This window comes from Roseivirga sp. AWQ4_251, assembly GCF_056158225.1.
Map to the genome: position 1 here is coordinate 948,536 of NZ_JBSWSW010000001.1, position 25,595 is coordinate 974,130.

Annotated in this window: 17 protein-coding genes; 3 read left to right on the plus strand and 14 right to left on the minus strand. The window is 38.9% G+C overall.

The features are described 5' to 3' along the window. Nucleotides 1-49: 49 nt before the first annotated feature. Nucleotides 50-4,762, minus strand: coding sequence for an Ig-like domain-containing protein (locus ACXACJ_RS04370; RefSeq protein ID WP_475133053.1), 4,713 nt, complete (start codon nucleotides 4,760-4,762; stop codon nucleotides 50-52). A gap of 211 nt (nucleotides 4,763-4,973) precedes the next feature. Here ACXACJ_RS04370 and ACXACJ_RS04375 point away from each other — a divergent pair, with 211 nt between their 5' ends. After that, nucleotides 4,974-8,951 carry a hybrid sensor histidine kinase/response regulator transcription factor gene (locus ACXACJ_RS04375; RefSeq protein ID WP_475133054.1) on the plus strand — a complete coding sequence of 1,326 codons (3,978 nt, stop codon included), beginning with the start codon at nucleotides 4,974-4,976 and terminating at the stop codon, nucleotides 8,949-8,951. Between the two features lie 50 nt (nucleotides 8,952-9,001). Here the strand turns inward: ACXACJ_RS04375 and ACXACJ_RS04380 are convergent, their stop codons facing one another. From ACXACJ_RS04380 to ACXACJ_RS04420, 9 genes are all read right to left on the minus strand, one after another. Next, a complete protein-coding gene (locus tag ACXACJ_RS04380) occupies nucleotides 9,002-9,418 on the minus strand; it encodes a BrxA/BrxB family bacilliredoxin (protein ID WP_475133055.1) in 417 nt (138 codons plus the stop codon). Between the two features lie 71 nt (nucleotides 9,419-9,489). After that, complete coding sequence (locus tag ACXACJ_RS04385) at nucleotides 9,490-9,810, minus strand: SUF system Fe-S cluster assembly protein (protein WP_475133056.1); 321 nt, start codon at nucleotides 9,808-9,810, stop codon at nucleotides 9,490-9,492. 85 nt (nucleotides 9,811-9,895) lie between these two features. Next, complete coding sequence (locus tag ACXACJ_RS04390) at nucleotides 9,896-10,243, minus strand: four helix bundle protein (RefSeq protein WP_475133057.1); 348 nt, start codon at nucleotides 10,241-10,243, stop codon at nucleotides 9,896-9,898. A 28-nt stretch (nucleotides 10,244-10,271) separates the two neighbouring features. Further along, nucleotides 10,272-10,718, minus strand: coding sequence for a SufE family protein (locus tag ACXACJ_RS04395; RefSeq protein WP_475133058.1), 447 nt, complete (start codon nucleotides 10,716-10,718; stop codon nucleotides 10,272-10,274). Next, the gene (locus tag ACXACJ_RS04400) at nucleotides 10,715-11,956 is read right to left on the minus strand and encodes an aminotransferase class V-fold PLP-dependent enzyme (protein WP_475133059.1); all 1,242 of its coding nucleotides are present in this window, start codon (nucleotides 11,954-11,956) and stop codon (nucleotides 10,715-10,717) included. The genes ACXACJ_RS04395 and ACXACJ_RS04400 overlap by 4 nt, the downstream gene beginning before the upstream one ends. Beyond that, the gene (gene sufD / locus ACXACJ_RS04405) at nucleotides 11,956-13,281 is read right to left on the minus strand and encodes a Fe-S cluster assembly protein SufD (RefSeq protein ID WP_475133060.1); all 1,326 of its coding nucleotides are present in this window, start codon (nucleotides 13,279-13,281) and stop codon (nucleotides 11,956-11,958) included. Before sufD ends, ACXACJ_RS04400 begins: the two co-directional genes overlap by 1 nt. A gap of 13 nt (nucleotides 13,282-13,294) precedes the next feature. After that, the gene (gene sufC, locus ACXACJ_RS04410) at nucleotides 13,295-14,053 is read right to left on the minus strand and encodes a Fe-S cluster assembly ATPase SufC (protein ID WP_475135071.1); all 759 of its coding nucleotides are present in this window, start codon (nucleotides 14,051-14,053) and stop codon (nucleotides 13,295-13,297) included. 179 nt (nucleotides 14,054-14,232) lie between these two features. Next, nucleotides 14,233-15,678, minus strand: coding sequence for a Fe-S cluster assembly protein SufB (sufB, locus tag ACXACJ_RS04415; protein ID WP_475133061.1), 1,446 nt, complete (start codon nucleotides 15,676-15,678; stop codon nucleotides 14,233-14,235). A 123-nt stretch (nucleotides 15,679-15,801) separates the two neighbouring features. Next, nucleotides 15,802-16,269: an Lrp/AsnC ligand binding domain-containing protein gene (locus tag ACXACJ_RS04420; RefSeq protein ID WP_475133062.1), complete on the minus strand. Its 468-nt coding sequence runs from the start codon at nucleotides 16,267-16,269 to the stop codon at nucleotides 15,802-15,804. 625 nt (nucleotides 16,270-16,894) lie between these two features. On the opposite strand from ACXACJ_RS04420, the gene ACXACJ_RS04425 reads away from it, so the two are divergent. Further along, complete coding sequence (locus ACXACJ_RS04425; protein WP_475133063.1) at nucleotides 16,895-18,568, plus strand: AMP-binding protein; 1,674 nt, start codon at nucleotides 16,895-16,897, stop codon at nucleotides 18,566-18,568. Between the two features lie 22 nt (nucleotides 18,569-18,590). On the opposite strand, the gene ACXACJ_RS04430 is transcribed toward ACXACJ_RS04425, so the two are convergent. Genes ACXACJ_RS04430 through ACXACJ_RS04440 form a run of 3 tightly spaced genes read right to left on the minus strand, consistent with a single transcriptional unit; the run spans nucleotide 18,591 to nucleotide 22,322 of the window. After that, nucleotides 18,591-20,042 carry a two-component system sensor histidine kinase NtrB gene (locus ACXACJ_RS04430; protein WP_475133064.1) on the minus strand — a complete coding sequence of 484 codons (1,452 nt, stop codon included), beginning with the start codon at nucleotides 20,040-20,042 and terminating at the stop codon, nucleotides 18,591-18,593. A 12-nt stretch (nucleotides 20,043-20,054) separates the two neighbouring features. After that, a complete protein-coding gene (locus tag ACXACJ_RS04435; RefSeq protein ID WP_475133065.1) occupies nucleotides 20,055-20,513 on the minus strand; it encodes a response regulator in 459 nt (152 codons plus the stop codon). A gap of 6 nt (nucleotides 20,514-20,519) precedes the next feature. Next, nucleotides 20,520-22,322 carry a sensor histidine kinase gene (locus ACXACJ_RS04440; protein ID WP_475133066.1) on the minus strand — a complete coding sequence of 601 codons (1,803 nt, stop codon included), beginning with the start codon at nucleotides 22,320-22,322 and terminating at the stop codon, nucleotides 20,520-20,522. Nucleotides 22,323-22,644: 322 nt separating this feature from the next. Here ACXACJ_RS04440 and ACXACJ_RS04445 point away from each other — a divergent pair, with 322 nt between their 5' ends. Next, nucleotides 22,645-22,953, plus strand: coding sequence for an isoamylase early set domain-containing protein (locus ACXACJ_RS04445; RefSeq protein ID WP_475133067.1), 309 nt, complete (start codon nucleotides 22,645-22,647; stop codon nucleotides 22,951-22,953). A 149-nt stretch (nucleotides 22,954-23,102) separates the two neighbouring features. Here ACXACJ_RS04445 and ACXACJ_RS04450 read toward each other — a convergent pair whose 3' ends face one another. Beyond that, on the minus strand, nucleotides 23,103-25,529 hold the full coding sequence (locus ACXACJ_RS04450) for a DUF3536 domain-containing protein (RefSeq protein WP_475133068.1): 2,427 nt from the start codon (nucleotides 25,527-25,529) through the stop codon (nucleotides 23,103-23,105). Between the last annotated feature and the right edge of the window lie 66 nt (nucleotides 25,530-25,595).

Here is a 25,595-nt window from a genome sequence, read left to right on the forward strand (position 1 = left end):
AAAGTAGAGTTAAAAAATAGGTTTAGTTAGTTATAGCTTGTTATAAAATTTAGTGTTGTATTAATAATTTCTGATAAGCAATTCCCACCGTACTTTGAAGTTTCAATAAATAAACTCCTTCAGGTAGAACAGAGGTATTTAATTCCAACTTCGTACTTGATTCTCCATCAAATAATGATTTCAGAATTTCGCCCTTGCTGTTTATCAAGGTCAATTTCCCTTGAGCTTTACTTGGCAAATTGACTACAATAGAAGCAGCATCATGAGATGGATTAGGGTAAACTGAGAGTAAAGTTGAGCTGTACTTCTCTAATTCACTTTCATCCGTTTTAAATGCATTAGATGCAATCGCATTAGACTGAACAGTAAAATTCAACTCATCAGAATTTAATAGCCCTAAGAAGTTTAACCCTTCGGAGTTGAGGAAAGCGCTTTTGGGAATTCTTACATAGTAATTACCACTCGGAAGTTGGTATGGCAAATCAAATGAAGCTGTATTTCCCTCTATATTTAGTCTGGGGCTAGACACTCCGATGCTAAATTCCACCTGATTGTTTGATGAATTGTGGATAGAAATTCTTCCTCTACCCGCAAACATTTCTCTATCGAAAGTTAAACTGATTTCAGATCCTGAAAAATCTATCGTGTTGTCGCTTGGCATGCTTTCTACCAACTGGGGTGAAAGAGGTGTACTAAATGATAAAATGGAATTATCAATTATACCAGAGAAGAAAATTCCATTTTCACCCTTAAATGTCACTCCTGGAATCAAAACATAGTATGTTCCATCAAGCGGTAAAGATCTTATCATATCAAGAGTTACCACATTGTCTTCAATACTGATTCGCCCACTTCTGGCACCCATTCCAGTAACCTCAGTGTCTGTGCTGGCATCCATAATGCTAATTCTACCCCTGTAGGCTTCAACGTTTTTATTGAAAGTTAGAGTGATGGTCTTTCCATCAAAATCGTTGGCATTGTTGGCTGGAATACTCGATACTAAAATTGGTGACACAACACTTTGGAAAGTGAGTTCTGCTTTGTCCAATATTCCTGGGAAATATAACCCTTGGGAATCTTTAAATGCTACTGCTGGAATATTGATGTAGTATTCACCGTTCTCAGGTAGTTTTCTAGGCAAGTTCAGTGTTACCGTATTCCCTGAAATGGTCACTGCAGTGCTATTAACTCCCATTCCGAAAACTTCTTGATCCGTAGAACTGCTTAATATGCTTATTCGACCTCTATCTGCAATTAGATTTCTATCGAAAGTAAGGGTGATTTCTTCTGCATTGAATTCAGTTCCATTACTTTCAGGAGTGCTACTAAGTAATTTCGGAATTGTAGGAGTTTCAAAGCTTAAGTCTTCTTTGTTCAAAAGTCCTGCGAATTCTTTGTCATTTAAATCTTTGAAGGCTCCTTGTGGAATTTTCAGGTAGAATTTTTCTTCTAACGGAAGACTTCTATTTAGAGATAGCGTGACTTTTTTGCCTTCAATGATTACCCTATTACTGCTTACGCCCATGCCATCCAAAACCTGATCATTTTCAGTATTGATGATTTCTATCCTGCCTCTTCCTGTTTTTATTTTCTCTGAAAAATTGAGAATAATTTCTGTTCCTGTAAAGTTCTCTAAGCCATTTGCAGGAATGGAAGATTTGATGGATGGTGGTAAAATATCATTTACAGCTACCGTAAATGGAAGAATTTGACTGTCGTTAAATGGCTGACCTCTGTTAGCTGTTATGTCTAATTTGTAGATGTTGTCTTCTCCAGAATCAGTAGGGGTACCGTAGTCAGGAACAGATTTGAAAGTTAAAACACCTGTGGTAGGATCAATGTTAAAAGCATCAGCATCTACACCATTTAAAGAATAGGTTAGGCCTTCTTCATAATTATCAGGATTACCACTATAGGCCAATATATCAATGATGTTTCCAGAAAAACCTTCGTTTACTGAAAGTGAATCAACAGAGGCGAATATGGTGTTCGCTTTTCCTGGACTAGGTAAGCTATTGGTGAATTGAGAGCTGTCACCTCTGGTTACTATGTTTTGTGGAATCCGCTGAAAACTTAGCTCGCTGCTAACGAAGTCTGCATAAGAAACCGTAAAAGTTTCGAAATCATGAGTAGTGCCAATTCCCCCTATGTCGGGTCTGTTTCCTTCTCCGTAAAAGTTTTTTAGCTTGGTTGATAATTTGAAGTCGAAAGTGTCAAAAAATGTATTGTCTACATTTGGCGTTTGAGAAGTGCCCATCACAAAAAAACCTTCATCATTCGTTTCTATATCGATATTTGCATCGAATGATTCGAATTTTTTCAGGTGAATATGGCCTATTCCTCCATCGTAGAATTCAATGAACTCAACATTGCCGCTATCATCATCTTTTAATTTTATCTCGTTAATCATTATGGGCACTGTTGGGTATTTTAAGTTCTGCCATCGGGTATTAAGCCCAGCCACTATGCCTAGCGAAGCGAGATTAAGTTTAAATTTTAATAAAAACAGATTTACGGTACCTAGTGTGTTATCAAACTCTTTCAGATTATCAAATTGTATAGATGACAGTGAGTATCTAAGGGTATCGGAATTTTTCTCAGTCCACATGTCAGATCCGGTAATTGTTACATCTCCTGAGATCTTAATTACTTTAATGAAATCGTCACCTTCTTCAGGTTGAACATAGATGTCAATGTAAAAAGGAGAAATGTTATACAGGTTCTCATTACCAGTATACCATGTTTCATTTGGATTGAAACTATCAATATGGAGGTTGACTTTTACCGGTGCGTCTGGATATTCAGTAGAAATTTGTGGGATAAAAAGCCCAATACTAGTTGTGTTTAGGGCTATAGGGAAAGAAGAAGGAATGTCATCTGGCTCCAAAACCATATTCAATTCACCCGTGGTGGTTTCATTGGTTAATGAAGTAATGAAACTTGGATTGTTTGAATTGTCAAAAGTTTCGAGAGGGTTACCCACTAAGTCGACAATGTTATTGTCATCGCTTAGCATCATTTTTAGTGTCTGATCACCTTCATTGTATATAGAACCCAATATGGTAGCGGAAATCAAGTATTCATTGTCGTTTTCTTCATCTTTAACAACTCGAGTAATAATGGCTTCTGCAAACCCTGATATCAAATCAACTTGAAAGTCTTCTACAGAAATTTCCCTCACAGGTTCGGAAAAAACAGCTCTGTAGGTTACTTCTTGAGCATCCTTTTCTTGAGTTCCTTCTATATCGAAAGAGATTAAGGTTGGTACTATTTGCTCTAAAGGTTCTAGCTCATATGGATCTTGATCAATTATCAATTCATTGCCTTCTCTATCAAAAATCGAATTGATGGCAGGTGTAAGCTTTATAGTTTCGGATCCATCTAATAATTGCGAAAAAGAAAGGGTTAAACGTATTTGTGTTTCATCGCCAAATAGAACGCCTCCGTCCAATTTTGTGATACTTTCAATATTGGCATCAATTGGGGTTTCATTTTCAACCTCAATGGTAAAGTCATCAGGGGCGAGTGCGCCAGTGCCAAGATTTCCCGAATAGATACCTTCGGTAAAACTGATATCTATTTGTCTGCTTCCCGTAAGTTCTACGCTTGTGATTTCAGGAGCGATATTATCTATCTGATCAGTAACAGTAATGGAGACATTAAATACCTTGGTTCTATTTCCTCCACCGGTAGCCCGTATCTCTATTTCGTAAACATTGTCTCCATTTTTATCGGCAGGCACTTCATAATTAGGATAATTTTTAAAGGTTAAAATGCCGTATCGATAATCAATATTGAAAAACCCTCCGTCATCTCCTCTTACATCATAAGTAATCAGGGTGCTAGTATTGGGAGTTACACCTTCTATTTTTCCATCATAAAAGGGGTTGAAATCATAAATTGTCCCTACTGCATTTTCTTGAAAATAAAACTCGTTAGGAGCAAAAATATATGGAAGGGAAGTGTCAAGAAATTCGGTAGGAATACTTTCCGATTGGCTTACCCAGTTTGAAGTGCTTCCATTAAGAGCAAAATCGGCTAAGGTTCCATCATGTCCATTTCCTGAAATATCGGTTAAAGTAGTTTGGCTTGAATTATCACTTCCAGAAACCGCATCATCATTATTGAAATCATAGGAAGCTATAAGTCCAAGTGTTTCCGAAGAAACTTGTCCCATCATAGCTATATCTTTGATAAAGCTGGCTGGCATGGCTCTGTCCCAAAGTCTAAGGTTATCCATTTGTCCTTTAAACATTTCGTAATTGGCTGTTGGGGTAGGCCCGCCAATTACAAGAGGTGCTTCGGTTACCCAAGGGTTAATGCCTCTTAAAACGCCAGATGCTAATTCTCCATCTACATAGAGTTCGGCATTCGATCCAGTAAAAACAAATGCCAAATGATGCCATTCTGTATCTATTCCGGTCTCTGCTATGGTAGTAAACTCTTGACTATTCCATAGGCCAATCAAGCCTGTGGTTGGATTCAAATGCAAACTGAAACGAGAACCATTGTCATCCCTTAGCGCCAAAATAGCTCCGTTGTAATTGTATTCATCGGCTTTAAGCCAAAAATCAACCGTCATTCCAAGAGAGCCAGTATCAAAAGAGCCATCGTTGGAGATTACGATTTTATCGTCAACACCATCAAAATGAATGGACTTTCCTTGGACAGGATCTGGTTCTGTTGATAAGGAAGCATTGGCCGAAGGAGCTAAACAAAGCAATAGAGCCAATATGATGTAGATAGTGTTTCGATTTGTCATAAATTAAAGGTTTTCCGCCTTTTATCGGTTGCGAATGTATAAAGTGGAAGGCAGGAAAGTGTTGATGGCTTGTTCAAAATTCTGCCATAAGCAGATAGAATTCTGCCATTTGTTTTGATAAAAAGTGTGTCTAGGAGTTTTTTTAGTGAATTTTGAAAAGCATCTTAGCTATTCAATTAAGAACACTCAAACTATCCAGACTCAAACTACCATGCAAAGACTGTTAGTGCTTCTAGTGCTTCAAAGTTTGATGAGCTTCTCTTTGCTTTCTCAAGAATACATTGTCAAGCAGCGTTCTCTTGGCGTGGAAGATGGTTTGAGCAGTAGAGAAATGAGGAGCTTTCTTATGGATTCTCATGGGATAATGTGGATGGGAGGAGGCTATGGCCTAGATCGCTATGATGGCAATAGAATAATCAACTATAACCGAGAATCGAATCAATTAAAGGAGAATAGCTTTCATAAGATTTCTGAAGATAGCTATGGACGAATTTGGTTAACCAAAATTGATTTGGCTCATTCAAATCAGTTCAAAGTTCAAATTTTTGATCCTGTCAAAAAAGAAGCTAATTGGTGGGGAGATTTCATTAACCTTGATCTGCTGGATGATGATGAACTTTTTGATATTGAGTTCAGCAAGGAATTTAATTCTCAATGGATTGTTGGGAGAAATACCGTTTATCAGCTCAATGATAATGGCGAAATAGAAATTGTCTACCGGTCTCAGAACAGAATAGAGCAATCTTCTCTCTCGAATAAAGGTTTGTGGTTAGGCTTTTCAGGTGGTTTTTTACTAATTGATTTGGAGGGGAATGTTTTAAAGGAAATTAAAACTGAAGATCATTCTAAGTTTAGAATTATAGGAGCCGATTCAAATGGAGACCTCTATTACTTTGCCGTTCTAGATGAAAAGGAAGAAGAAAGAAGCAGAGTTTACAAAAATGATAGGCTTTTCTCTGTTGACGGCAAGTACCCTTGGACCGAATTCCCTATTCTTAAAATCAATCCTAAGCAAGACTTAATTTTTGCCCGTAATGGAGACGAATTTATTGCTTTTGATCTATCGCTTAATGAGGTGGCGCGTTTGAAGGCTGAACCCGACTTTTACAAATACCCTTTCGAGGTTTATTTCGATAGTTTTAACAATTGGTGGGTTCCGTTCGATGAGAGAGTTCACTTATTCAAGTTTAAAAGAAACCCTTTTACGAATTACCTCACAAATTTCTTTCTGTTTGGCGAATATGGCTTTGGAGCAAGAGGCATTTTGCCTGTCGATGAGAAAACTGTTTACGTAAGCGGATTAGGTGGGACTTATGTTCTAGATAAAAAATCTGGACAGAAGAAGGAGTTCATTTTTCCCAAAGCCATACAAGGAAACTCTTCTTTAGGAAGGTTCAGAAGATTGGCAATTGCTCAACTTAAGGATTCCCTTTTGATCTTTTCAACCGAGGGAGATCGGCTTTATACTTATAATATCTCTACTGCTGACTTTGGTGTCATTAAGTCTTTAGAATCTCAGTCACGTGTAGATGAGAATATTGACATGAACTGGGTATTGGAGCCTGTGAATAACAGGGTTTGGATTGGCCAAGCTTTGGGAATAGCATATTTCAATGTGGGCGATTCGGTTTATAATCCCTTCGAAGCTTATAATGGATATACTGATTTAGAAAATGCTCAGGTATTTGATTTTTATGCAGAAAGCCAGGATTCAATATGGGTTGGAAGCAGTATAGGCTTATATCTTTTAAGGCCAGAAAATGGAATTGTAAAGAAGGCCAACCTGCATTATCAAGGAGTGGATTACTCTCAGTCTGTCAAACATATAAATCAGTTTGGTGAAGACATCCTGTTTTTAGCCACTCAATCTGGTATATTGAAATACAGTATCAAGAATGATTCAGTCACTCAGAGATGGAGTAAAAGTGATGGGCTTTCAGATAATACCTGTTATGCCGTATATCAGGACGAATTTGGTAGATTTTGGATACCAACAAACTCCGGTATCAATTTGCTGGATGTGGAAACTTCAACTGTACAGATCTTTGATCAGCAAGATGGTATTTCACACAATGAATTCAATACCATTTCCCATGCTCAAGCAGCAGACGGAACATTGTACTTCGGTAACCTAAATGGAGTTACTTCCTTCAATCCAGCTGATTTTCCTCCTTCAAGTAAAGAAGTAAATCATTTGTTTATTTCAAGGTTGAGGTTTCAAAATGGCGATTCAGGAGAGTTTACAGATTATCCAGAAAGCACTTATGCAATCAACAGAATTGAACTGCTTCCAAAACATATCGGTTTGGAGATTCAATTTGGAGGTTTCGATTACCTAAGTTCTACACTAAAGTCTTTTGCTTATAAAATCGAAGGCTTGGATTTAGATTGGGTTTATAATGAATCTCCCGAGGTAAGAATAAACAGATTGCCATATGGGACTTACGCGCTTCATATAAAGGCACAAGATGGAGAGGGCAGACTTTATGAAGACTTAGACACTATTACTTTGGTTGTGTTACGGCCTTTTTACCTTCAAATGTGGTTTGTGTCTAGCTGCCTTTTTCTATTATTCATTGCCATTTATTGCCTTGTAAAGTTTAGAGAACGACTTCTTTTAAAAAGACAATTTGCACTGGAGGATGAAATAGAGAAGGCCACGGGGGAAATTAAAAAACAAGCTGAAGAACTAAGAAGCTTGGATAAATTGAAGTCTAATTTCTTTGCGAATATTTCTCATGAACTGAAAACACCTCTGAGTTTGGTGCTGGCTCCTTTAGGGCAGGTTATCTCTAGCTTTAAATTAGAAAAGGAAGTAGAAGAAAACTTGAACCTGGCTTATCGCAATGCTGAATCAGTTAAAGGACTTGTGAATGAGATTCTTGATTTGGCTCGATTGGAAAATGGAATTGCTCAACCTCGATATTCTAAGGTGAAGATCAATTCATTTACGAAAAGAATAGTGGAGAACTTCATGCCAAGGGCAAACAGCTTGGGGATTTCATTTGGCATTATGTCCAATCAAACGCCTGATGATCATTGGATTTTGGACGCTTTAATGACAGAGAAAATCTTGAATAATTTGATTTCCAATGCGCTCAATCATACGCCTTCAGGAGGCAGAGTTTCTGTGGAAGTAAATATTGGACAGGATTTGGAAATCGCAGTTCGAGATGATGGAAAGGGCATAAGTAGTGAAGATTTACCGTTTGTTTTCGATAGGTTTTTTCAATCTAAAGATCCTTCAAGAAAGGCCTCTGGAGGAACTGGGATAGGCCTGGCTTTGAGTAATGAACTTGCCCATGTTATGGATGGGGAGTTGTACGCTGAGTCTAAACTTAATGAGGGAAGTGTTTTCACGCTCTGTTTACCTCTGGTTTTTGAAGAACTCGAAAACTTAGAGACTTCCGATTCTCAAGCAAATGAGAATAAAGTTTCTTTCATTACATCTCAATTTTCAATTCTTTTGGTTGAAGACAACGATGATTTAAGGCAATACATACAGTCTAATTTAGCGCCACAGTTTAATGTCGTTGCTGTAAATGATGGCCTTAAGGCATTGGATAAGATCAAGGATTCATCCTCGAGTTTCGATCTCATTATTTCAGATATGATGATGCCAAATATGGATGGTCTCGAACTTCTGCAGTCTTTAAGGTCAAATGCCGACACAAAGGAGATTCCGTTTATATTTCTTACCGCTCGAACAGCCGAAAGAGACAAGCTAGAAGCTTTTCAATTGGGTATTAGTGATTATTTGACAAAACCATTCTCATTAGAAGAACTGAAAGCAAGAGTTAAAAACTTGTTGAAAGTTTCGCTTGAAAAGCAATCTGTTAAGAGCGAAGATAAAGCCCGTGATTTATCGGGTGATGAAGAATGGCTGAAGAGGTTAAGAGAACTTACGGTTGAGCAAATGACTTCTGTACATTTTAGTATAGGTTCTTTAGCCCAAAAGATGAATGAAAGTGAAAGAACCTTCTATCGTAAGATTAAAAAAATGACTGGCTATTCTCCAAATGTATTTTTAAGAGAGATTAGGCTGCAAATTGCGAGAGATAAACTGGAGCGAAAAGAATCAGGCAAAGTTTCAGAGGTTTCTGAAGCCGTTGGTTTTAGTTCTTCTGCTTACTTCTCTAAGCTGTTCAAAGAACGTTTCGGTAAACCTCCAGCTGCTTATTTAGAATAAAAAAAGAGCCTCAAGTGAGGCTCTTTTTACTTTACGCTATATACTTTTTTCTAGCAAAATTCTTCGAAAACATCTGCAAGGTGATTACCGATTACCTCAGCACTTCTACCTTCAATGTGATGTCTTTCTACAAAATGAACCAACTCGCCATCTTTGAATAAAGCAACAGATGGAGAAGATGGAGGATAAGGCAAATGCCACTCTCTTACTTTGGCAGTAGCTTCAATGTCGCCACCAGCAAATACAGTTGTAAGATTGTCTGGCTTTTTGTCGGCTAGTTTAAGTGCCATTTTAACGCCCGGACGAGCAGTTCCTGCAGCGCAACCACAAACAGAATTGATAACAACAAGTGAAGTTCCCTTGAGGTTTTTCAAGTGCTCATCTACAGCTTCAGCTGTTTTTAACTCAGTAAAACCAGCTTCAGTTAATTCTTGTCTAAACGGGACAAGTAGGTGTTCTGGGTACATATCTTTAAGTTTTAAGTTTTCTTTTTTTGAAGTCTTTTATTCAAAATGAACTTTGAATAAAGCGCTTCTTTTTACATGAATCCAAGTTCAAGCTTAGCTTCTTCCGACATCATTTCTTGGCTGTACGGAGGATCGAAAGTTAATTCAATTTCCACCTCATTAACGCCTTCAATGGCTTTGATTTTCTGTTTTACTTCGTCAGGAATAACCTCTGCCGCAGGGCATGAAGGAGAAGTTAATGTCATTAGAACGTAAACATTATTTACGGGATAAACGCTGATTTCGTAAATCAAACCCAGTTCATAAACGTCTACTGGTATTTCAGGGTCATAAACTGTCTTAATAGCAGTTACAACCTCATCTCTTAAATTTTCTTTTACTCCTTCACTCATGGTGATAAACAATGTTTTTACCTTTAAACGAATGAAATATCAAAATTCAAAAAACAAATTTCAAAATATCGCAGGATAAACAGGGCTAAGATTTGTGAATTATTGCTGATAGTATTTTTAAAAGTTCGTCTGCCTCTTGAACCAGTTTTAACCTATTAGACTCTAATTCTGGATCTCCCAATGTGTCAATTAATCTCAACCAATATCTGGATTCTTTTGCTTCCTTTCTTGCAATTCTAGCTCTGAATTTAAAATCCTTTTCCCCTAGCTTTTCATTGGCTTCAATGTAATTGGCACCTACAGAACCTGAAGCTCTGATCAATTGCTTTAAGTCTTCCACATTTGCTAAGTCCATTTTTAGTCTCCTTATGAAACTTCTAACCTGTTTGGCAAACAATTCTGTTCTATCTTCTAGATCATAATGTTTAGCCATGACTTTGAAATTTGATATTTGTCTTTTGTTATTTCGAGTTTGAGCTTTCGGTTTTAGTTGAAAACGCTAGCCCGTATATTTTCATTTGCTTCATCATAGCACCTAATCCATTCGATCTTTGGGTGCCAATAAAGCGATTCAATCCAATTTTGTCTATGAAATATAAGTCGGCATCCACGATTTCTTGTGGAGTTCTTCCTGAAAGGATTCTCACCAAAATGCTGACAAGACCTTTCGTTATTGCTGTATTGCTATCGGCTTCAAAGAAGATTCTATTGTCTTGCAAATTCGCATTCAGCCATACTTTCGACTGACAACCCTTAACAATATTTTCTTCTGTTTTGAGCGATTCATCCATTTCTGGCAATTGTTCGCCCAACTCCATGATGTAACCGATCGTCATTTCCATGTCTGAATCCAGCATAGAAAATTCTTCAATTACTTCATTTTGAATCTCGTTGATTGAATTGCTCATTTTTTGAATCTTTCAATAATGCTTTTTAAGGCATCAATAAAAATATCTACTTCCTCAATGGTGTTGTAAACAGAAAAAGAGGCTCTAACAGTTCCTTCAATACAGAAGAAGTCCATCAATGGCTGGGTGCAATGATGGCCAGTTCTTACAGCCACACCTTTAGCGTCCATCCACATTCCCAAATCGAAATGATGAATGCCTTCAACGGTGAAAGAAAGTACGCTTACTTTCTCTTTGGCTGTGCCTATCAATTTCACACCTTCAACCTTTGAAATTTGCTCTGTTGCATAATTCACAAGCTCCATTTCATGATTGGCAATGTTTTCTTTACCAAGTTCATTAATGAAGTTGATAGCTTCCTTGAATGCAATTACGTTGGCGATGTCAGGCGTACCCGCTTCAAATTTGTAAGGAATATCATTGTAAGTGGTCTTTCCGAAACTCACTTCTTTAATCATTTCTCCACCACCTTGATAAGGAGGCATTTTTTCTAGTAACGATCTTTTGCCATACAAAACTCCCAAACCTGTTGGGCCATACATTTTATGAGCCGAAAGCGCATAAAAGTCAGCGTTCAAAGCTTGAACGTCAACGGGTAGGTGAGAAGTGGCCTGAGCCCCATCTACCAAAACTTTTGCTCCAACGGCATGAGCCTTGTCAATGATGACTTTAACAGGATTGATGGTGCCTAAAGAATTTGAAGCATGATTAAAAGCAACCATTTTGGTTTTTTCTGAAAGAAGATTATCCAGTTCTTCCAAAATGATTTCTCCGTTTTGGTTGATTGGCATCACTTTCAGAATGGCGCCTTTTTCTTCGCAGATCATTTGCCAAGGCACAATGTTGGAATGATGTTCCATGGCAGAGATCAATACTTCGTCTCCTTCATTCAGAAATTTTCTTCCCCATGAAGAAGCTACCAAATTGATGCTTTCCGAAGTGCCTTTGGTAAATATGATTTCCTCGGCTTCATTGGCGTTGATGAATGTTTGCACCGCTTTTCTGGTATTTTCAAAAGCTGTGGTTGAGCGTTCCGCTAAGGTGTGAATGCCTCGGTGAATATTTGCGTTGTCGGTTTCGTAATGCTTTACCAGCGCATCAATCACCCTTTTAGGCTTTTGATTTGTGGCTGCATTATCGAAATAAACAAGAGGTTTCCCATTCACCTGTTGGTGAAGAATAGGGAACTCCTCTCTTATTTTTTGAATATCCAAAACGGATTGAAGGGTTTGCGACATTATCGCTCTAATCTCTTAGTGATGATATCTTCCAGATAATTTTTAATGGCATCGTTGGCCACAGTTTCCAGTACATCGCTGGCAAAAGCATGAAGCAACATAGCTTTGGCTTTTTCTTTCTGAATACCTCTGGCTTGAAGGTAGAAAAGTGCATCTAAATCCAATTGTCCGGTGGTACAGCCGTGAGAACAAGAAACATCATCGGCCCAAATTTCGAGCTGAGGTTTTGTGTTCACAGTAGCTTTGTCGGATAAAAGGATGTTCTTGTTCGACTGAAATGCATTGGTTTTTTGCGCATCAGGGCGAACGTATATTTTTCCGTTGAAAACACCTTTTGAATTGCCATCCATTATGCCTTTGTAAAGCTCGTTCGAATAGCAATTGGGCATCATATGATCAGCAACAGTATGATTATCCACATGGGTTTTTCCATCTAAAAGATAGAGCCCGTACATGTGAGTTTCAATGCCTTCAGCCTCAAGTTTCACATTCAAGTTATTTCGAACCATGGCACCATTTAAGGCGAAAGTGTAGGTTTTGAAATTACTTGTAGTTGCTTGTGAAGCATGAATATTGCTAATGTGGTAAGCTTGCTCGGTGTCATTTTCTATTTTGAAATAGTTGAGATGAGCATTCTCTCCCACAGAAACTTCATTAACAATGGTAGTCAAACTTTTCTGCTCACCAATGGTGTCGAATTTCTCGATAATGGTGGCCTCTGAAAACTTACCTGCGCGAATTAAATTTCTGATGTGGTAGTTCAGTTCAGAAGACTGGCTGTCTCCCACAAAATATAAAACGATTGGCTTTTCAATCACTGCTTTGTCGGCAATATCGATGAGCACACCGTGTTGACTGAAAGCTGTGTTTAAAGCGACAAAAGCGTCTGATTCAAAATCGGCTTTTGAACCAAAAAGCCTTTGAGCCAATTCGTTATTCGATTTTAAACTGCTTTCTAGCGATTCAATGGTAAGGCCTTCAACTTCGATTTGATCAGAATGCGCTTCAGAATAAATTCCGTTGAGGAATACAATTTTGTGAGCATCCAAACCTTCAATCTGAATAGCAGCAATAGCTTCGTTTTCTAAATTAAATTCAGGCTTTGAAGCTTTTAGGTCGAAGTTTTTTTCAATAGCCTTGGTGAAATTTGTGAATTTGTATTCTTCATTTCTTGGGCCAGGGAAACCTTTTTCAGTCAATTGCTGAAAGGCATTTTTTCTAACGCCATGCACAGCACTTTGGCTTTGACCATTGAGGCTTTTTTCGAACGCTTCGAATTGGGTTGCAAGCGAATCAACCAGTGTTTGTCCTGCAATTTTCTCCATAAATAATTTGGGGTTATGCGATAGCGTCTACTTCTTCTTTAATCCAATCGTAGCCTTTTTCTTCAAGCTCTAGAGCAAGCTCCTTGGTGCCTGATTTTACGATTCGGCCTTTGTAAAGCACGTGTACAAAATCAGGAACTATATAATCCAACAACCTTTGGTAGTGGGTTACTACAATGGTTGCATTGTCTTTGTTTTTCAACTTGTTAACACCGTTGGCTACAATACGAAGGGCGTCAATATCAAGACCAGAATCAGTTTCATCAAGAATAGCCAATTTTGGCTCAAGCATAGCCATTTGGAAAATCTCGTTTCTTTTCTTTTCTCCTCCAGAAAAACCTTCATTTAATGAACGGCTCAATAAAGCTTGGTCAATTTCTACCAACTTCATTTTTTCTTTCATCAGTTTTAAGAAGGAAACAGCGTCCAAAGGCTTTTCTCCATGATGCTCCCTGATTTGATTAATTGCAGATTTCATGAAGTTGGTCGTGCTAACACCAGGAATTTCTACTGGGTATTGGAAAGCAAGGAAAATCCCTTCTCGGGCTCTTTCGTCAGCTTCCATTTCAAGCAAATCTTTACCTAGAAATTCCACTTCACCACCTGTAACTTCGTAATCTTCGCGCCCTGCAAGCACAGATGCCAAAGTACTTTTACCAGAACCGTTAGGTCCCATGATAGCATGAACCTCGCCCGGTTTGATTTCTAGATTAATTCCTTTAAGGATTTCCTTATCCTCAATTTTTGCTTGTAGATTCTTTATGCTAAGCATGTAGTTCATTATTTATAGTTCAAAGTTCCAAGAAGAACCGTATTGGGGTGCCTCTTCTTCAACTTTATACTTGCTTCCTTTTAAGTCAGAGTTATTAATGTATTTGATTAACCCATTGATCATTTTGACAATTAACTCGAGTTTCAATAGTCTATGAACCATGAATTATAAACCAAGAATTAACCAACAGATCCTTCTAGGGTTAAGGCCAATAATTTTTGAGCTTCAACCGCAAACTCCATTGGCAGTTGCTTCAAAACTTCTTTGGCATATCCATTTACGATAAGGGCCACAGCCGATTCTTCGTCAATACCTCTTTGTTGGCAATAGAAGATTTGATCTTCTCCAATTTTAGAGGTAGTAGCTTCGTGTTCCACTTGTGCCGATTGATTCTCAATATCGATGTAAGGGAACGTGTGCGCTCCACATTTATCGCCCATTAGAAGGGAGTCGCACTGTGAGAAGTTTCTTGCGTTATCCGCACGCTTCATCACATGAACTTGACCTCTATAGCTGTTTTGAGATTTGCCAGCCGAAATTCCTTTTGAAACGATTCTTGATTTGGTGTTTTTACCAATGTGAATCATTTTGGTTCCTGTATCGGCTTGTTGGTAATTGTTAGTTACGGCAACAGAGTAGAATTCACCAATTGAATAATCTCCTTTCAAAATACATGAAGGGTATTTCCAGGTTACTGCAGAACCAGTTTCAACCTGCGTCCAAGAGATTTTAGAATGGTCACCTTCGCAGATTCCTCTTTTGGTTACGAAGTTGTAAATACCACCTTTGCCTTCTTTGTCTCCAGGATACCAGTTTTGAACTGTTGAATATTTTACTTCAGCATTTTTTGCTGCTTTAATTTCAACCACTGCAGCGTGTAATTGATTTTCATCACGCATTGGGGCAGTACAGCCTTCCAAATAGCTTACATAAGAACCTTCTTCAGCTACAATCAAAGTTCTTTCAAACTGACCGGTATTGGCCGCATTGATTCTGAAGTAAGTAGAAAGCTCCATAGGGCAACGAACGCCTTTTGGAATATAACAGAATGAACCGTCAGAAAATACGGCAGAGTTAAGCGCTGCGTAGTAATTGTCGTTAATTGGCACTACTGAACCCATGTGTTTTTTGATCAACTCTGGGTGCTCTTGAACAGCTTCTGAAAAAGAGCAGAAAATAATGCCCAATTCTCCTAGGGTTTCTTTGAAAGTAGTGGCTACAGAAACAGAATCAATTACTGCATCTACCGCTACACCAGTTAACCTTTTTTGTTCAGTAAGCGAAATGCCCAACTTTTCGAAAGTAGCGATCAACTCAGGATCGACTTCTTCCAACGACTTTGGCTTTTTCTTTTGCTTAGGTGCTGAATAGTATATTAAATCTTGGAAGTTGACAGGGGGGTATTTAACATTGGCCCACTTTGGTTCTTCCATTTTTTGCCAGGCATGAAAAGCTTTCAACCTCCATTCTAAGAGCCATTCCGGCTCTTCCTTCTTGGCAGATATAAAGCGGATGATGTCATCATTAAGGCCTTTGGGAGCCTCGTCAGCTTCAAAATCTACCGTCCAGCCGAACTCATATTCTTTGGAGGTGAACTCTTCCAGTATCTGATCGTCCTTGCTCATTCCTAGTTATTTAGAATCGTTTTAAATACAAAGTTACAACATATATGCTAAAGGATTGGGTTCTTGAAATCCTTTTTTCAATACTCGATAAATAAAACCAATAGCAAAGGTTGTTTCTCCTTGTTACTCACCCAACTGAATACTTCGGTTCAAAGTTTCCTCTAATATAATAAAGGTCTCTGTGCGCTCAATTCCATCTACTTTTTGAATTTTATCATGAAGAATGTCCTTCAAATGATCGGTTCCTTTGGCGTGAATTCTTACAAACATGGAATAATTACCCGTTGTATAGTGAACACTCGTGATCTCATGGATTTTTTTCAATTGAGACGCCACTTTTTCGTAGAGCGAACTTTTAGAAAGAAAGACTCCCAGAAAAGCTGATACATTATAGCCAAGCTTTGCTAGGTTCAAATCAAGGGAAGCTCCTTTCACTACGCCCATTTTTTCTAGCTTACTCATTCTTACATGTACCGTGCCGCTAGAAACGTAGGCTAGTTTGGCAACTTCTGTGTAAGGCTTTTTAGCATTATGCTGAAGGATAGACAGGATTTGTAAATCCGTATTGTCAATTTCGTAATTATCGGCCATTTTTTAACTGTTGAATTATTGAATCGTTATCAAAAATAGCTTTTTAATATTTTATCTGTAAACTTTTAATCAGTTTGTTGTTGATATTTTAATAGAATGAATGTTTCTATTACCTTTGAATCATATTCAAACGGAATATTTAGAAAACGTACTGAATAAACACACTGTAGGGTGACGAAACAGGCAGCCGTGCCCTCCTTTCTCGAGGGTGGAGAGTTTGGGATAAATTCACCTATTGGTGAGCTAACCGCTCCGTGGAGGTTCGAATCCTTCTCCTACAGCATTTAAACTCTAAAAGTCAGAAATTAAATAATAGACATTTAGGGTTGAAGAAACAGATGCTTGATTGAAGGCCTTAGGTCTAGAATTTCTGCAGGTAGCAGACAGGCATCTTTACACTGTAGGGTGACGAAACAGGCAGCCGTGCCCTCCTTTCTCGAGGGTGGAGAATCTGGGATAAAGCCAATCGGTCTAACCGCTCCGTGGAGGTTCGAATCCTTCTCCTACAGCTTTTCCTTCTCATAGGTTTTATCATTAATGAGATTAGATAAAAGGAGGCTTTTTAAAAGTCTCTTTTTTTTTGGCTATTGATTTCTATCTTTGATTTATAGCCAAAATTTAACCCATGAGCTCATTTCCTTGGATTGCACATTACCCAAAAGGGGTGCCTGAAACTATTTCTGACGATAGACCCGAAAGCCTTTTAGAAATCTTTGAAACTTCCTTCAAAAAGTATGGAAGCAAAGAGGCTTTTGAAAATATGGGAAAGGCTCTTACTTATCATGAAATAGACCAACTTTCATCGAATTTTGCTGCTTATCTTCAAAATGAGCTGAAACTCAAAAAAGGGGATCGAATAGCCATTCAAATGCCTAATTGCTTACAATATCCTGTGGTTTTAATCGGAGCGGTAAAGGCAGGGTTAATTGTGGTGAACACAAATCCTCTTTATACCCCTAGGGAAATGGAGCATCAATTTAATGATGCTGGTGTGAAAACGATTGTCATCATTGCGAACTTCGCCAAAAGTCTAGAAGAATGTATAAAACACACCCAAATAGAAAATGTAATAGTCACTGAACTGGGTGATTTGCTGGGTGGCCTTAAAGGCACTATCGTAAATCTGGTAGTGAAATACATTAAGAAAATGGTGCCGAGTTATCATTTGCCTGGCGCTATTAAATTCAAAGATGCCATGGCAAAGGGGGCTCGGATGAAATATACTCGTCCAGAATTGAAAGGCTCGGACACCGTGTTTCTTCAATATACAGGTGGAACTACTGGCGTTTCAAAAGGAGCAATTCTTTCGCACGATAATGTTGTGGCTCACACGCTCATCATCAATGGCGTTTTTCAACCATTGCTTCGCGAAGGCCAAACAGAACTGATGATTACGGCTATTCCTATGTATCACATTTTCGCGCTAAATGTGAATGGTACTTTCATGATGTACATTGGGGCAAAGAATATTCTGATCACCAATCCACGTGACATGCCTGGCTTTGTTAAGGAATTGAAGAAACATAAGTTCACACTGTTCACTGGGGTGAATACTTTATTCAATGGCTTGATGAACAACCCTGAATTTAAGAATGTAGACTTCTCCTCTTTCAAAGGAGCGATTGGTGGAGGTATGGCCGTTCAAGATTTTGTGGCGAAAAGGTGGGAAGAAGTGACTGGAATTCCTCTTGTGCAAGGCTATGGTTTAAGTGAAACTTCTCCTGTGGTGGCCTGTAACCCTTTAGATGGGAGCCATAAAATTGGAACCATCGGTTTGCCTGCTCCATCCACTGAACTGGCAATTTTCGATGACGATGGAAATCGTCTTCCGCAAGGGGAAGTAGGGGAGATCTGCGCTAAAGGGCCGCAAGTAATGAGTGGCTATTGGGGAAAAGATAATGAAGGTGTTTTCTTTCCTGGGGAATATTTTAGAACGGGCGACATAGGAGTAATGGACGATGATGGATTCTTCAAAATCGTGGATAGGAAGAAGGACATGATCAACGTTTCTGGTTTTAATGTATATCCAAATGAGGTTGAAAATGTAATTGTGGATCATCCGAAAGTACATGAGGTGGCCGTGATTGGTGTGCCAGATGAACATTCTACAGAAGTAGTGAAGGCCTTTATCGTGAAAGCGGATGAATCGCTAACGGAAGAGGAGTTGAAAGTTTTCTGTAAGGAAAATCTTACGGGTTATAAACGTCCAAAGTACTACGAGTTTAGAAAAGAGTTGCCTAAATCTAATGTGGGCAAAATTTTAAGAAGAAAACTGAAAGAGGAAGAAGCTGAATCATAGGCTTCTTCCTTAGTTTTTTGCCTTAGGCCGATTTTGGAAGTGTAATGATAAAGCTGGTTCCTGAACCTAGCTCGCTGTGTACTTCTATAGTGCCACCATGGTTTTGAATTACGTTCAAGGTTGCTGTAAGTCCGAGGCCCATTCCACCTTTCTTTTTGGTATAAAACGGATCGAAGAGTTTTTTGAGGTCTTCTTTCGAAATCCCAGAGCCGTTGTCTTGAATGGTGATAGTAACCGTATTGCCTCTGTCTTTGGTCATAGCTGTTAATTCACCTTCATCCATTTTCATGGCTTCTAGCGCGTTAATCATAATGTTGACGAGCGCAACAGTGAGCTGTTCCTTATCTAGTAAGATTGAACTGGCGTCAGGATCCATTTTTCGGATCAGCTTCATGCCTTTTAGCGTGAATCTATCTTTTACAAGCTGGAGCGCATCTTCAACAAGTGTATTGACAGAGCATTCTTCTTTAACCAGGTTTTTGGGTTTGGAAGAATTTAGTAAATCAGTAATGAGCGTGCCGATACGCTCAATATTTCTGTCTACGATTTTTAGAAGATATTCAATCTCTTCGTTGCCTTCTTCCTCAAGTTCTTCTCTGATTTGAGTAGAAGCCAAGCTTACATTGGTTAACGGATTTCGAACTTCATGGGCTACGCTTCTGGCGATTTTCCCCGTAAGAGAAAGTTTCTCAGCAATAAGCAGTTCTTCTTCAGCTTTTTTAAGTGTGGTAATGTCCCTTATAATTCCTTGGAAACCAATGTTGTTTCCGGCTCCGTCAGTTCGGGCAATTGAATTGAGTTGACAAGTAATGTATTCCCCCAGTTTTGTGACAAGAACTGCCTCGAAATTTCTGACCTCACCTTGGATTTTGGCTTTATTACATAGGCCTTCAAATTCTTCTTCGATTACAAAAAAACGACTCATTTTGGTGCCAATGACTTCGTTAATTTCATAGCCAAACATGTGGCAAAGAGCAGGATTTACATCTAATAGATTGTTTTCCGTATCGCAGATGTAAATCGCATCTATAGATCTCTCAAACAGTTGCCTGAATTTGAGTTCTCCTTCTTTTACCAACATTAGATTTTTGGCATGGCTCAATGCATAACGAATGCTGCGCTCCATAACCTGAGTGGTTATTTCGTCTTTTACCAAATAGTCAGCAGCACCTTCTTGCATGGCCCGAAGGTCAATGTCTTGATCTCCCTTACCTGTTAAAAGTATACAGGGGCAGGTGCCCCCGTATTTGTTAGCTTCGCTTATTAAGCTGATACCATCATTTTCTCCTAGCCTATAATCAATGAGGCAGATATCGTATTTGTCGTCCTTTATTTTTCTTTTGGCTTCTTGATAATTAACCTCCCAGTCCAAAGTGAATTTGAAGCTTTGAATTTCGTCTAGGATGTCTTTGGTGAGAATGAAATCATCCTCGTCATCATCAATCAGAAGAATGTTAATGGGCTTTGTTAGCATAAGTGTTTTTTATTATTCCTCATCTTTTGGCAATACAACAATGCCAAACCAGTATTTGCCGATATCTCTGGTTACTTGAACCAATTCTTCAAACGTTACAGGCTTTGTAATAAAAGATGACACTCCCAAATCGTAGGTTTTTACCACGTCTTCATCAGACTTGCTTGTAGTTAGTACAACCACAGGAATTCTTTTAAGTTTTGGGTCGGATTTGATTTCTTGAAGAGCGGCACGTCCGTCTTTCTTTGGCATGTTCAAATCCAGCAGGATCAATCCTGGACGAGGGGCATTCTCTGCATTGTATTTTCCTCTCCAGTTCAGGTAATCCATTAGTTCTTCACCATCTTGAACGAAATTTAAATGGTTAGCCATTCTGTTTTCTTCAAAGGCTTCTTTAGCCATTAATTGATCATCTGGATCGTCATCAGCCATCAGAATGGTGATAGGCTTAAGTCTTGGGTCGTTGTTCATTTCATTCTAAGATTTAGGTAATACGATTGAAAATGTGGAGCCTTTTCCGAGTTCGGAATCGGCCCTAATAACTCCTCCATGGTTTTTTATGATTTTATCGCAAATCGCTAAACCAATGCCCGAACCGCTGTATTCGGTTCTCCCGTGGAGGCGTTTAAAAATGACAAATATCTGTTCTTTATATTGAGGGTCAAAGCCAATACCATTGTCTGTAAAGGAAATTTTCCAACAGCGAGATTTGGTCTTCAAACCTGGCATAGTTTCCTTAATGGATTCAGCCTTAACGGTGATTTCTGGCGGAACATCTGCCTTGCTGTATTTCAAGGCGTTGGTGATCATGTTTTGGAATAATTGCTGGAATTGAACATAATCACCTTCAACGGTTGGCAGGTCATCCGATTTGATAATCGCTTTTTTGTTGGCGATTTCCATATCCAGATTGTCCGTTACAATGGCCAATGTTTCGTTTAAGTCTACTTTTTTGAAAACCCTGTCAGCTCTTGAAAGGCGAGAGAATTTCAGCAAATCATCAATAAGCGTTTGCATTCTTTCGGCCGCATTCTGCATGCGTGTAAGGTAATCCGAACCTTTTTCGTTTAAGTTTTCACCCAAAGTAGCGCGTAGCCGATCGCCAAAGGTTCTTACTTTACGAAGTGGTTCTTGCAGATCGTGCGAAGCGATATAAGCGAACTGTTCTAATTCGTAGTTGGTAGCTTCAAGCTCTCTTTGTTTCAGTAGAAGCTCTTCTTCGTAGTTCTTTTGCTCGGTAATATCAGAGAAGGTTACGACTAGTCCGTCTGCACTTTTGAGCGCTACAATGTCGTACCAATAAGAGGTAGAACCTTCCACATATTGTTTCACCATATGGAAAGGGGAACCCGTTTCTACTACTTTTTTATAGGACTCGAATAAGTGTTCGTCTTGCTCATCTGTGAATTTCTCGAGCAATTTGGCGCCTAAAATCTGGTCTTCTCGGGCATCTACAATTTCAGATGCCTTTTCATTGATCAAAGAGAATTCAAAGTCTACAATATGTCCTTGTTCATTTCTAACCGATGTGAAGGACATAATTCCATTGGAAGAACTATCTAATACTTTTCTGAGCAATTGCTCCAATTGCGATCGTTCTATAATCTGCTGATCGAGCTCTTCAATTTTAACTTCCAGTGCTTTTTTTCCTCGTGCATTTCTATCGGCAAGGTTAAACGCGATAATAAATAGCCAAGTAATCAATCCAATAGCGATGAAGGTTAAAATGAGAAGCGTGATAGGAGCAAGGGTTCCCGATTCTTCACTTTGATCAGTTCTTGCCTCAAGCAGTGCGTTCTCAAGATCTTTCATCTCATCGGCTTGCTCCAGAATTTCGCTAAGCATGGTTTCTTCTTCAGCAATCAGAACTCTTAATGAATCCGTGAGTTTGTAATCGTTGCTCATATAAGAGACAATGCTGTCGCCATGGAGAGAATATTGGCGGATAAGAGCAATGAGGTTTTCCAAGTTTACAGCTTGCTCTGTATTGTCCAAAGTAAGGCTGTCCAAATGCTCATACTCAGCCTCCATTGAGGTTTCGAGTACATTAAGTAACCTTCTGTCTAACGTGGCTCCGGTAATGGCCGATTGCCGAATTTCGTTCGAGATTTCTTGGGGTAAACCACTCAGCGTTTCTATGCTGGTTTTAACTCTTTCAGAATGAGAGACCCATGTGGTGTCTTTGTCAAATTCTTTAAAGGTTTTGTAGGAATAGTATGCCACCCCCAACAAAGTGATGATGGAGAGCAGTAACCCGATTTTGTATGTGTTTTTGTTCATATAAAGCGAGAATTGACAAGCTTTTGCACCGTGCAAAAGCCATATCAAAAAAGTAGTGTTAAATTCTACACACTAGTCCTTCAAAAACTCGCTTTTCTGCTGTTCTGTTCAGAACAGGATGGTTTTAGAAAAGCAACCGTGTGAAAGTTAAGACAATTATCGCGGAAAATTGTTGAAGCTTTTTGTTTAAATTTTTTGAACGGCTGAAAATCGAGCCTTCCTTGGTGGTTCAATATGCAATCGTTTCACTGCAATTTTTCTCTAACTACTTGTAGAGCATGCGCTTTAAATAATTATTTGTAGTGTAAACTGTAAAAAGGTCATGAGTTTGAAAAAACAATATTTGAAATCTAAGCCTGAAGCAAACGTAACGTTTGAGCTTCCGAAAGAGGCTGCTGCAGGTGCTGAAAAAGTAGCATTGGTTGGAGACTTCAATGAATGGAGTGAAACTGCTACCGAATTAAAAAAATTAAAATCAGGTGTGTTTAAAACCACTTTGAAATTAGAAACTGGTAAAGAGTATCAATTCAGATATCTGATTGATGGAAAAGTTTGGGAGAATGATTGGTCGGCTGATGCCTACATACCCAACAACTTTACTTTTGACGACAATTCTGTAGTCGTCCTTTAAAATTAGAATTCCATAGGTGTACCCCGAATAGGGGTTTGCGACCGCAGTTGCGAGACTGCGGTTGCTGATTTAATTGTTAATTTTTAGAAACTCAGAGAAGGGCCCATAAGGGGCCTTTTTCAGTTTATAGGAAAAAGAAAAAGCCTGTATTACAGGCTTTCTAACTCTTTTTTGAGAACCGAAAGGTCTATGTTGATTTCCGAACAGATACTATCAAGCAAATTCATTGTTCTGTTTTGTCCATCTTCAGGCTGTTTGCCTTCTTCAAGTAAATCTTTAGTGAAATGGAAAACCTTGTTTTGAAGATTTACTGATTGCGGATTAAGCCCAAGCTGTTTTGAATAACAAATTGCCGACTTCAACATATCTAACAAATGGACTTTTGAAGTGTCTTCCATGAATTCCACAAAAATGGACTCGAATCGCGAGTTTGCCTTCGTCTCCAAAACGCCTTTGTCCAGTGCAACATCCCATTTAACGACTTCATCAACCAACTCGCCATATTTTTCAATAGTGAAATGGCCGTTACTGAAAAGCTCTTTAAGTTCTATGTTGATTACAACATCGATGTTTTGCTTTAAAACCTCAGGTAGTTTCAAATTCTCGACCTTCATTACATTTAAGATGTTGTAATTACGGTCGTAGATTTTTCGATACGAATCGTAAGCCAATTCTTCACTTTGCTCTAGGTATTGGTTGAGCAATTTCATTTGCTCGTCTTTGAACATGCCAAAGAAAGAGAAGTTATGGGCTCTAAAATGTTCCTGAATGAGCAACATTACCTGAGTGATGTTACTTTTTTCAAAAGCTTTGGTTAGTTTATTTTCAATCGGTTCAAAGTCTTTTTTGCTCAACCTATCGCAGGTGCCACCAACTAAATGATGTTGGCCAATATAGAGAACTACAAAGCTGAAAATCTTCTTAGATAGGGTTACTTTGGAGTTTACCTCGGTTGTTCCGATAGCCAACTTTTGCATTCCAGCACTTCTGCGTTCGTACCATAAACTTTTGCAGTCGTAGTTAAAAACGGTAAGCGTTTGTGGATCATCGGCAAAAAGAGAAGCTACGGCATAGTGCATTCCCACTTGCGTTAAAGAAAGTTGGTAAGGACGAATGCTGTTTAAGTAGATGTCTTTTCCACTGCCTTGTTCCTTAACATTGCTTTGCGCTAAGGAAAGATCTTCAATGAATTTATCTTCAAACCTATATTCTGACTCGCTTTCACCCAGCTGAATAGCGCGGCAAGCATATTGCAGAATTTGCAAGGTTTCGATTCCGGAAATATCGTTGAAAAACCACCCGCAACTGGTATACATGAGCATGGCATTGCGTTGCATTTCGAGCAATCGCATTACTTTCTTTTTGTCTTCATCGTTCAGTTCAACTGAAATATGCCTGCTCAAAAATTTCCGAATGTTGATTTTAGATCGATTGAGAACCACATGAATGTAATCATCTCGCATGGCCCATGGATCATTACAAAAAGGCTTAATTTCCTTTTCGTAGATATCAATCATGCTATCTCGGGCATTGTCCAAAGCAGTTCGCAGCGGAGCTCTCCATTCTTGGTTCCAAAAGGGTTCTCCACCAGTATGGCAGCCGCAATTGCTTCTCCATCTTTCAACTCCGTGAACACAACTCCAAGAGCTGTTTTCGTGAATTTCTACTTCGAATTCAGGTTCAAAAAGAGAAAGATATTGACCATAATTGGTGAGCTGGGTCAGGTTATGTTCTTCAATATACCTTAGGCAGTAGGCCAAGGCCATATCACCATTTTTATGGTGGTGCCCATAACTTTCGCCATCGGTCGCTATGTGCACCAGTTCGTTGTTGCCATCGGATTGATAGCCTTCCAACAAGTCGTAGGCAAACTTTCTTCCATCATCTAAAACACCCTTGAAGGCTACATTTTGTGACCTTTCTCCATCGTAAAAGAACAAGGCGATTTTGTTGCCCGAAGGAAGTTTGTACCAATAATGAAAATTAGAATTGATTCCATTTTGCCATTGGTCAGTTCCTGTTTTTCTAAACCTTTTGGCTTGGCGAGGAGCTAAAATGGTGTATTTAATTCCGTGTTGGTAGAGCAATTCTAAGGTTTCAGTATCCACAGCGGTTTCGCCCAGCCACATGCCTTCAGGGGGCCTATTGAAGCGAAATTTAAAATCTTCAAGCCCCCATATGATTTGTGTTTCTTTGTCCTTTTTATTGGCCAAAGGCATGATCAAATGATTGTAAACCTGAGCAACAGCAGAACCGTGGCCTCCAAAGTTTTCCATGCTCTCTCTATCAGAATCAAGAATTGCCTGATAGGTTTGAGGGGCATGGGCTTCCATCCAAGATAAAAGTGTTGGGCCGAAATTGAAGCTGATTTTGGAGTAGTTATTTACAATATCGATGATTTTTCCAGAGTCATTAAGCACTCTAGAAAAGGCATTCGGGTAATAGCATTCTTTGGTGATGCGCTCGTTCCAATCGTGAAAAGGGTGAGCACTGGGTTGAATCTCTATTTTCTCTAACCACGCATTTTCTCTCGGGGGCTGGTAAAAGTGCCCATGTATACACAAATAACGATTCATAAGTATTCTTGAAAATAATGAAGGGCCGAACTGAGAAAAGCAATTTCTGAGCTCGGCTCTTTATCT

Coding starts and splice junctions, on each gene's coding strand:
- ACXACJ_RS04400 (WP_475133059.1), bottom strand. CDS start 11,956: ATGTCGCAAACCCTTCAATCCGTTTTGGATATTCAAAAAATAAGAGAG.
- ACXACJ_RS04435 (WP_475133065.1), bottom strand. CDS start 20,513: ATGAACAACGACCCAAGACTTAAGCCTATCACCATTCTGATGGCTGAT.
- ACXACJ_RS04380 (WP_475133055.1), bottom strand. CDS start 9,418: ATGTACCCAGAACACCTACTTGTCCCGTTTAGACAAGAATTAACTGAA.
- sufC (WP_475135071.1), bottom strand. CDS start 14,053: ATGCTTAGCATAAAGAATCTACAAGCAAAAATTGAGGATAAGGAAATC.
- sufB (WP_475133061.1), bottom strand. CDS start 15,678: ATGAGCAAGGACGATCAGATACTGGAAGAGTTCACCTCCAAAGAATAT.
- ACXACJ_RS04385 (WP_475133056.1), bottom strand. CDS start 9,810: ATGAGTGAAGGAGTAAAAGAAAATTTAAGAGATGAGGTTGTAACTGCT.
- ACXACJ_RS04425 (WP_475133063.1), top strand. CDS start 16,895: ATGAGCTCATTTCCTTGGATTGCACATTACCCAAAAGGGGTGCCTGAA.
- ACXACJ_RS04430 (WP_475133064.1), bottom strand. CDS start 20,042: ATGCTAACAAAGCCCATTAACATTCTTCTGATTGATGATGACGAGGAT.
- ACXACJ_RS04440 (WP_475133066.1), bottom strand. CDS start 22,322: ATGAACAAAAACACATACAAAATCGGGTTACTGCTCTCCATCATCACT.
- ACXACJ_RS04370 (WP_475133053.1), bottom strand. CDS start 4,762: ATGACAAATCGAAACACTATCTACATCATATTGGCTCTATTGCTTTGT.
- ACXACJ_RS04390 (WP_475133057.1), bottom strand. CDS start 10,243: ATGGCTAAACATTATGATCTAGAAGATAGAACAGAATTGTTTGCCAAA.
- ACXACJ_RS04450 (WP_475133068.1), bottom strand. CDS start 25,529: ATGAATCGTTATTTGTGTATACATGGGCACTTTTACCAGCCCCCGAGA.
- ACXACJ_RS04420 (WP_475133062.1), bottom strand. CDS start 16,269: ATGGCCGATAATTACGAAATTGACAATACGGATTTACAAATCCTGTCT.
- ACXACJ_RS04395 (WP_475133058.1), bottom strand. CDS start 10,718: ATGAGCAATTCAATCAACGAGATTCAAAATGAAGTAATTGAAGAATTT.
- ACXACJ_RS04445 (WP_475133067.1), top strand. CDS start 22,645: ATGAGTTTGAAAAAACAATATTTGAAATCTAAGCCTGAAGCAAACGTA.
- ACXACJ_RS04375 (WP_475133054.1), top strand. CDS start 4,974: ATGCAAAGACTGTTAGTGCTTCTAGTGCTTCAAAGTTTGATGAGCTTC.
- sufD (WP_475133060.1), bottom strand. CDS start 13,281: ATGGAGAAAATTGCAGGACAAACACTGGTTGATTCGCTTGCAACCCAA.